Origin of the sequence: Micromonospora sp. NPDC004540 (genome assembly GCF_040610095.1) — a bacterium.
Lineage (GTDB): Bacteria > Actinomycetota > Actinomycetes > Mycobacteriales > Micromonosporaceae > Micromonospora.
This window is the reverse complement of the sequence record NZ_JBEXLR010000172.1, coordinates 1-6,097: the sequence shown is the minus strand read 5'-3', so window position 1 is coordinate 6,097 and position 6,097 is coordinate 1. Positions and strand designations below refer to the sequence as shown.

Genomic DNA, 6,097 nt, shown 5'->3' with positions numbered 1-6,097 from the left:
GCGAAGCCGCGCGGCGCCCGGCCGAGCAGCCGCGCGACGTCCGGGCTGACCCGCTGCTCGGCCGGCGACGGCCGGCCCAGGATGTCCAGCGTCGCCGCCACCACCGACGCCGGCATGAACGCCAGCATCTGCTCCCGCGCCTGCCGCGGGGTCTGCTCGACGAACCGGACCGGCTCGCCGAGCGCCGCCGCGAGCGCCGCCGCCTGCTCCCGCGGCGAGACCGCCGCCGGCCCGGTCAACTCGTACGTGCCGCCGGCGTGGCGGCCGTCGCGCAGCGCGAGGGCCGCCACCTCGGCGATGTCGGCCGGGTCGACGGTGGGCAGTGCCACGTCGCCGAACGGCGCGTGCACGACCCGTCCGGCGCGTATGCCGGGTGCCCAGGCGAGGGTGTTGGAGTGGAAGCCGCCCGGTCGCAGCAGCGTCCACTCCAGCCCGGACGCCCGGACCGCCTCCTCCTGCTGCGGCGGATGCCGTCTCGTGGCGACGCCCTGCGAGGACAGCAGCACGACCCGGCGTACGCCGGCCCGCCGCGCGGTGTCGAGAATGGCGGCCGGGTCGGCGGCGCCGGTCAACTGCTCGCCGGTGAACAGCAGGAACAACGCCTCGGCGCCGTCGAACGCCGCCTTCAGCCCGGTCGGGTCGCTCAGGTCCGCGCGGACCGCCCGTACGCCGGTCGGCAGGTCGGCCGCCGAGACACGCCGCGACACGGCCGTCACCGGTTCGCCCGCTGTGGCCAGCGCCCGCACCAGCGGCCGTCCGACGTTCCCCGTCGCTCCGGTAACCACGATCATGATGTGCCCCTCTCGGTGTGCGATGTGGAGCACGGTAATCGCCTGCGTATAGTAGGTACCTAGAGGAAAGTAACGGCGTCGGGAGGGTTTGTGAGCAGCGCCACCTGGCAGTCGCGGACGGGCGGTGACCCGGAGCAGGCCTGTCCGATCGCCCCGGTGGTCGACCTCGTGTTCAGCCGCTGGACCACGCCGATCCTCTGGACCCTGCACGAGCACGGTCGGCAGCGCTTCGTCGAGCTGGAACGCCGCCTGGTCACCATCACCCCGAAGGTGCTCACCCAGCGGCTGCGGCAGCTCGAACGCGACGGCCTGGTGCTGCGCACCTACCACGCCGAGGTCCCGCCCCGGGTCGAATACGAGATCACCGAGCTGGGGCGCAGCCTGGCCCCGCTCTTCGCCGGCCTGGCCGAGTGGTCCGCCGGCCACCTCGACCGGGTCGAGCAGGCCCGCCAGGACTACGACGCCAGACAGCGGCCGCCGCGCGGGCGCTGACGGGTCAGCGCAGCGGGCCCCGGGCGACCGCGGCCCGCATCTCGGCCGGGTCGCCGGCCGGGACGTACTCCAGCCACCAGGTGGCGCCGGCTGCCGCCAGCTCCGCCAGGTAGGCCCGCTCGGCCCGCTCGTCGGGGCGCCGCCGCCGGCCGCCGATCGCCACGTCGAACGGCTGCCCGTCGGCGCGGGTGGCCGGCAGCGCGGCGACCAGGTCGCGCACCTCGTCGGGGGTGAAGTCGGACCAGCCGGAGGTGTCGGTCAGCTTGTAGGGCACGATGCCGTCCGCGCGGGCGGCCCGGCGCAGCACCGCCGCGGCCTGCGTGCTGCCGCCGACCCAGACCGGCACCCGGGGCGACTGCACCGGCGCGGGGCGCAGGGCCACCGCGTCGGCCTGGTAGTGCTCGCCCCGGTGCGTGACCCGCTCGCCGCCGAGCAGCCCGACCAGCAGGTCGAGGCCCTCGTCGAGCATCGCGGCGCGGGTCCTCAGGTCGGTCGGTTCGCCGAACGCGGCGAGCCCGCGGTCGGCCGGGTCACCGACCCCCACCGCGACCCCGGCGCGCCCGCCGGAGAGGTGGTCGAGGGTGAGCACCTCGCGGGCCAGCTTGGCCGGGCGGCGCCGGGGCAGCGCGGTCACCGTGGTGCCCAGCCGGATCCGGTCGGTGCGCCCGGCCACCGCCGCCAGCACCAGCCAGGGGTCCCAGGTCGGCGGGTCGTCCCCGGCGTGGTGGATGAGGTAGTCCTCCAGGAACACCCCGTCCCAGCCGGCCCGCTCGGCAAGCTCGCCGAGCGCGACGAGGTCCGACACCGTGACCGAGGGGCCTCCGCAGCAGATCTCCAGCCCGTGTCGCATTCCGGCACCCTACGGTCCGGGTACGACGGTCAGGTTGCCCGCCCTTGTCGGAGAAGGCTCGCGGCGGACGACTATCCGCGCCGGCGGGCCCGGGCGGCCCAGATCACGTACGCCGGGTCGCGGTCCAGGTTGTGGCGGTCCCGGTCGTAGCGGCGGGTGGTCCGCGGGTCGGCGTGCCCCATGGCGTCCTGGACGTCCTCCAGCGGCACCCCCTCGGCGCGGGCCGTGGTGGCGAACGCGTGCCGCAGCGAGTGCGGGGACAGGCTCGCCCAGGCGGGGATCCCGGCGGCCTGGGCGAGCCGGCGCACCAGCCGGAACACCGCGTGCCGGTCCAGCCGTCCGCCGGTCGCGGTGACCAGCAGCGGACCGGTCAGCTCGGGCACCGCCATCCCCTGGGCGGCGGCCCGTGCCGCCAGGTAGGCGTCGATCGCGTACGCGGTGCCGGGGGTGAGCGCCCGCCGGCGGACCTTGCCGCCCTTGCCGACGAACCGGATGCTGCGGTGCCCCCGCTCGGTGCCCAGGTCGGCGAGGTCCAGCGAGACCAGCTCGCCGACCCGCAGTCCCAGGTCGGCCAGGAGGGCGAGGGCGGCCCGGTTGCGGGCGGCGGTCGGCCCGATCTCCGCCTCGGCGGCGGCGAGCAGCGCGTCGACCTCGTCCGGGGTGAGCCCGACCGTGGCGGAGTGGTCCCGGTCGACCCGGGGACGGTCCGCGGCGGCGACCGGGTTGGCCTCCACCGCGCGCAGCTTGACCAGGAAGTCGTACCAGCTGGACAGGGCGGACAGGCGGCGGGCCACGGTGGCCGGGGTGAGCGGCCGGCCGCCCCGCCCACCCGGCGTGGACTCCAGCTCCCGCCCGTAGGCGTTGACGTCGAGGAAGCTGGCGCGCAGCGGGTCGAGGTCCCGGCCGGCGCACCAGCTCAACCAGCCGGTGATGTCCCGCCGGTACGCGTCGCGGGTGTGCTCGGACAGCCGCCGGTTGCGCAGCCACGCCTCGGTGAAGTCGGTCGGCCCGCCGCCGGGTAGGGCGGCACGGGCCGACGCGCGGGGCAGCACCTCGGGACGCAGCATGCGAGAAAGGTTCTCAGCCGACCGGGCGATTCGCGACGAGGCGCGCCCGACCGATCTCACCCTGACTCCTCCATCGGCCGCGGGTCGTCGCCGGTCACCCCGCGCGGGATACCGTCACGACGTGCGTGCCAGCCGCCTGGTCTCCCTGCTGCTGCTCCTGCAGACCCGGGGCCGGATGACCGCCCAGGAGCTCGCCGGCGCCCTGGAGGTGTCGGTCCGGACCGTCTACCGGGACGTCGAGTCGCTCGGCGCCGCCGGCGTCCCGGTGTACGCCGACCGCGGCCCGGCCGGCGGCTACCGGCTGCTGGAGGGCTACCGGACCCGGCTGACCGGGCTCACCGCGCCGGAGGCCGAGGCGCTGTTCCTGGCCGGCATGCCCGGCCCGGCCGCCGACCTGGGTCTCGGGCCGGTGGTGGCGGCCGCCGAGCTGAAGCTGCTCGCCGCGCTCCCCGACGAGCTGGCCGACCGCGGTGGCCGGGCCCGGCAGCGGTTCCACCTCGACGCGCCGGGCTGGTTCCGGCACCCGGAAGCCACCCCCCACCTGGCCGCGCTGGCCCGGGCGGTGTGGGAGGACCGGGTCGTGGAGATGCGCTACCGACGCTGGCGCGCGCCGCGCGAGGTGACCCGGGTGGTCGCCCCGCTGGGCGTGGTGCTCAAGGCAGGTCGGTGGTATCTCGTGGCCCGCTGCGACGAGCAGGTGCGCACCTACCGGGTCGGCGCGGTCCTCGACGTGGCGGTCTCCGACGAGCGCCACGAGCGGCCCACCGACTTCGACCTGGCCGACTACTGGCGCGAGTGGACCGAGCGCTACGAGCGGGACGTCTACCGCGACCAGGCGCGGATCCGGCTGACCGTGGCCGCGCTGGAGTTCATGCCGTACGTCTTCCCACCGGAGATGAGCCGGGCGGCCCGGGCGGCCGCCGGCGAGCCCGGCCCGGACGGCTGGCTGGAGACCACCGTGCCGATCGAATCGGTGAAGCACGCCCACACCGAGCTGCTCAAGCTCGGCGCGGAGGTGGAGGTGCTGGAGCCGGCCGAGCTGCGGGACCACCTCACCGCCACCGCACACGCCCTGGCCCGGCTCTACCCGGCCGCCCCGGAGCCGCCGGCGGGGGCGGCCGCTTCCCCGGCCACCCCCGCCACCACGGCCCGTCGACGCCGGCGCTGATCTCCCCCGCCGGCGGCCGGTCAGGCGCTGATCTCCCCCGCCGGCGCCCGGTCAGGCGCTGATCTCGCGGCGGCCGTTGCCGGCTGCGGTGACCGCGATCCGGCGGGGCTTGGCGCGCTCGGAGACCGGGATGCGCAGGGTCAGCACCCCGTTGTCGTAGCCGGCCTCCAGCTTGTCGGTGTCGAGGGTGTCGCCGAGGAACAGCTGACGGGTGAAGGTGCCCATCGGCCGCTCGGCCGCGACCATCTCGACGTTGTCGCCGTGCGCCCGGCGCCGCTCGGCGCGGACGGTCAGCACGTTGCGCTCCACCGTGCAGTCGATGCTGTCCGGATCGACGCCGGGCAGGTCGAAGGCGGCGTAGAAGTAGTCGCCGTCCCGGTAGGCGTCGAGGTGCATGACCGCCGGCCGGGCCGTGGTGCCGAAGAACTGCTCGGCGAGCCGGTCGATCTCACGGAACGGGTCGGTACGCATCAACATGGCCGTGCCTCCTCGGTTCTCCTGGCCGAAGGTTCAAGTTGAGTCGGGACGACTCAAGTCCTCGATTTCTTGTTTTAGCGCGGCACGGCGGCGTCGTCAACCCGGGCCGGCAGCAGCTTCTCGAACCAGTGCTGGGCGTACGGTCCGGAGTTGAAGGCGGGGATCTCCCGGTAGCCGTTGCGGGCGTCCAGGGCGCGCTCCTCGACCAGGTCGGTGCGGGTGTCCAGCCGGGTCCGCTCTGCCCCGGCGTCGCGGGTGCGCCTCGACGGCGGCCAGCAGGGCGGCGGCGCCGCCGGCATCGCAGTGCGCCGGGCGCACGTGGACCCGGGTCAGCGCAGCCCGGCGCGGCCGGCCAGGACCCCGTCGCGGCGGGCCAGGAGGAGCAGGCCGGTGGGCGGGGTGAGGTCGTGGCTCGGCGACCCGGCGAGGGTGGTCGTCACCTCGCCCGGCTGCTCGGGACGGCGTGCCAGCGGCGGACCATTCTCGGCCAGGTACGCGTGCAGCACCGCCCTGTGCTCCAGGTGTTCACCGCCCGATTCTCACCGGCCGATCAACGCTTTCCGGCTCAGGGTCGCCAGTAGACGCCGTGGTCGCGGGCGAGCAGCCGGTCGTCGATCAGGTAACGGCGCAGCGTGACGTGGTCGGCCCCGCCGCCCTCGCACCACCGGCGCAGCGCGTCGTCGACGGCCCGTTCCGGATATCGCACGCCGGGCTCGAACGAGCGCTCGGTGATGTGCTCCAGCAGCACCCGGCGGCGGCCGCGCTGGGCGGGCAGCCGGGTCAGCGTCCCGTCCCGGAGGAAGGTGCGCAGGATCGTCTCGCGCGGGTCTCGCGCGGGGGCCGGCGCGGGCGGACCGCCGGCGCGGGCGAAGTCCCGCAGCCGCTCGCCGTCGACCCGTAGTCCGGTCCCGTCGTCGGTGAGCACGCCGACGTCGGTGAGCCGGCGCACCGCGGTGGCGGCGTCGCGGGCGGAGAGCCCGGTCCGGGAGACGACGGCGGGGACGTCCCCGGCGCCGAGCACGATCGCGGCGAACACGGCGCGGCGGCGCTCGTCGGCGAGCGCCCCCGCGAGGGCCTGTGAGCTCATGACCGGCAGCCTGCCAGCGCCCACTGCCGGGCGGCCAGGGGTTTTCCGCCGCGCCGGCGGCCGTGCCCGACCCCCACGTGCGCGTTCACCGCGCGTTCCTGACCCGGGGTGAGGTCCAAGGCGAACCGGTACGCCTGAATCGTCCTCACGTCGGATCCTCGGTGG

At 75.8% G+C, this 6,097-nt stretch carries 10 protein-coding genes; 2 read left to right on the top strand and 8 right to left on the bottom strand.

What is annotated here, in order from left to right:
* The coding region (locus ABZV78_RS31020; protein WP_355644313.1) for an NAD(P)H-binding protein at positions 1 to 791 on the bottom strand (791 nt) is incomplete at its 3' end.
* Positions 792 to 881: 90 nt separating this feature from the next.
* Here ABZV78_RS31020 and ABZV78_RS31015 point away from each other — a divergent pair.
* Entirely contained in the window at positions 882 to 1,283 is a 402-nt protein-coding gene (locus ABZV78_RS31015; RefSeq protein ID WP_355644311.1) for a helix-turn-helix domain-containing protein, read from the top strand.
* A gap of 4 nt (positions 1,284 to 1,287) precedes the next feature.
* Here the strand turns inward: ABZV78_RS31015 and ABZV78_RS31010 are convergent, their stop codons facing one another.
* Together ABZV78_RS31010 and ABZV78_RS31005 are read right to left on the bottom strand one after the other, a co-directional pair.
* Complete coding sequence (locus ABZV78_RS31010; protein ID WP_355644309.1) at positions 1,288 to 2,133, bottom strand: LLM class flavin-dependent oxidoreductase; 846 nt, start codon at positions 2,131 to 2,133, stop codon at positions 1,288 to 1,290.
* A gap of 71 nt (positions 2,134 to 2,204) precedes the next feature.
* Positions 2,205 to 3,200 carry a tyrosine-type recombinase/integrase gene (locus ABZV78_RS31005; RefSeq protein ID WP_355644308.1) on the bottom strand — a complete coding sequence of 332 codons (996 nt, stop codon included), beginning with the start codon at positions 3,198 to 3,200 and terminating at the stop codon, positions 2,205 to 2,207.
* A 121-nt stretch (positions 3,201 to 3,321) separates the two neighbouring features.
* On the opposite strand from ABZV78_RS31005, the gene ABZV78_RS31000 reads away from it, so the two are divergent.
* On the top strand, positions 3,322 to 4,368 hold the full coding sequence (locus ABZV78_RS31000; protein ID WP_355644306.1) for a YafY family protein: 1,047 nt from the start codon (positions 3,322 to 3,324) through the stop codon (positions 4,366 to 4,368).
* A 51-nt stretch (positions 4,369 to 4,419) separates the two neighbouring features.
* Here ABZV78_RS31000 and ABZV78_RS30995 read toward each other — a convergent pair whose 3' ends face one another.
* The 5 genes from ABZV78_RS30995 to ABZV78_RS30975 form a co-directional block, all read right to left on the bottom strand.
* Positions 4,420 to 4,845: an Hsp20/alpha crystallin family protein gene (locus ABZV78_RS30995; protein ID WP_355644305.1), complete on the bottom strand. Its 426-nt coding sequence runs from the start codon at positions 4,843 to 4,845 to the stop codon at positions 4,420 to 4,422.
* Between the two features lie 74 nt (positions 4,846 to 4,919).
* Entirely contained in the window at positions 4,920 to 5,144 is a 225-nt protein-coding gene (locus ABZV78_RS30990) for a hypothetical protein (protein WP_355644303.1), read from the bottom strand.
* 30 nt (positions 5,145 to 5,174) lie between these two features.
* Positions 5,175 to 5,351 (bottom strand): hypothetical protein, encoded by a 177-nt coding sequence (locus ABZV78_RS30985; protein WP_355644301.1) that lies wholly within the window; start codon positions 5,349 to 5,351, stop codon positions 5,175 to 5,177.
* Between the two features lie 59 nt (positions 5,352 to 5,410).
* Complete coding sequence (locus ABZV78_RS30980; RefSeq protein WP_355644299.1) at positions 5,411 to 5,932, bottom strand: DUF2087 domain-containing protein; 522 nt, start codon at positions 5,930 to 5,932, stop codon at positions 5,411 to 5,413.
* Positions 5,929 to 6,081, bottom strand: a complete 153-nt coding sequence (locus tag ABZV78_RS30975; RefSeq protein ID WP_355644298.1) for a hypothetical protein — start codon at positions 6,079 to 6,081, stop codon at positions 5,929 to 5,931. The genes ABZV78_RS30980 and ABZV78_RS30975 overlap by 4 nt, the downstream gene beginning before the upstream one ends.
* Positions 6,082 to 6,097 lie beyond the last annotated feature (16 nt).

Excerpts from the sequence above, each read along its gene's own strand:
- ABZV78_RS31010 (WP_355644309.1), bottom strand. The coding sequence starts at position 2,133 with ATGCGACACGGGCTGGAGATCTGCTGCGGAGGCCCCTCGGTCACGGTG.
- ABZV78_RS30995 (WP_355644305.1), bottom strand. The coding sequence starts at position 4,845 with ATGTTGATGCGTACCGACCCGTTCCGTGAGATCGACCGGCTCGCCGAG.
- ABZV78_RS31005 (WP_355644308.1), bottom strand. The coding sequence starts at position 3,200 with ATGCTGCGTCCCGAGGTGCTGCCCCGCGCGTCGGCCCGTGCCGCCCTA.
- ABZV78_RS30990 (WP_355644303.1), bottom strand. The coding sequence starts at position 5,144 with ATGCCGGCGGCGCCGCCGCCCTGCTGGCCGCCGTCGAGGCGCACCCGC.
- ABZV78_RS30980 (WP_355644299.1), bottom strand. The coding sequence starts at position 5,932 with ATGAGCTCACAGGCCCTCGCGGGGGCGCTCGCCGACGAGCGCCGCCGC.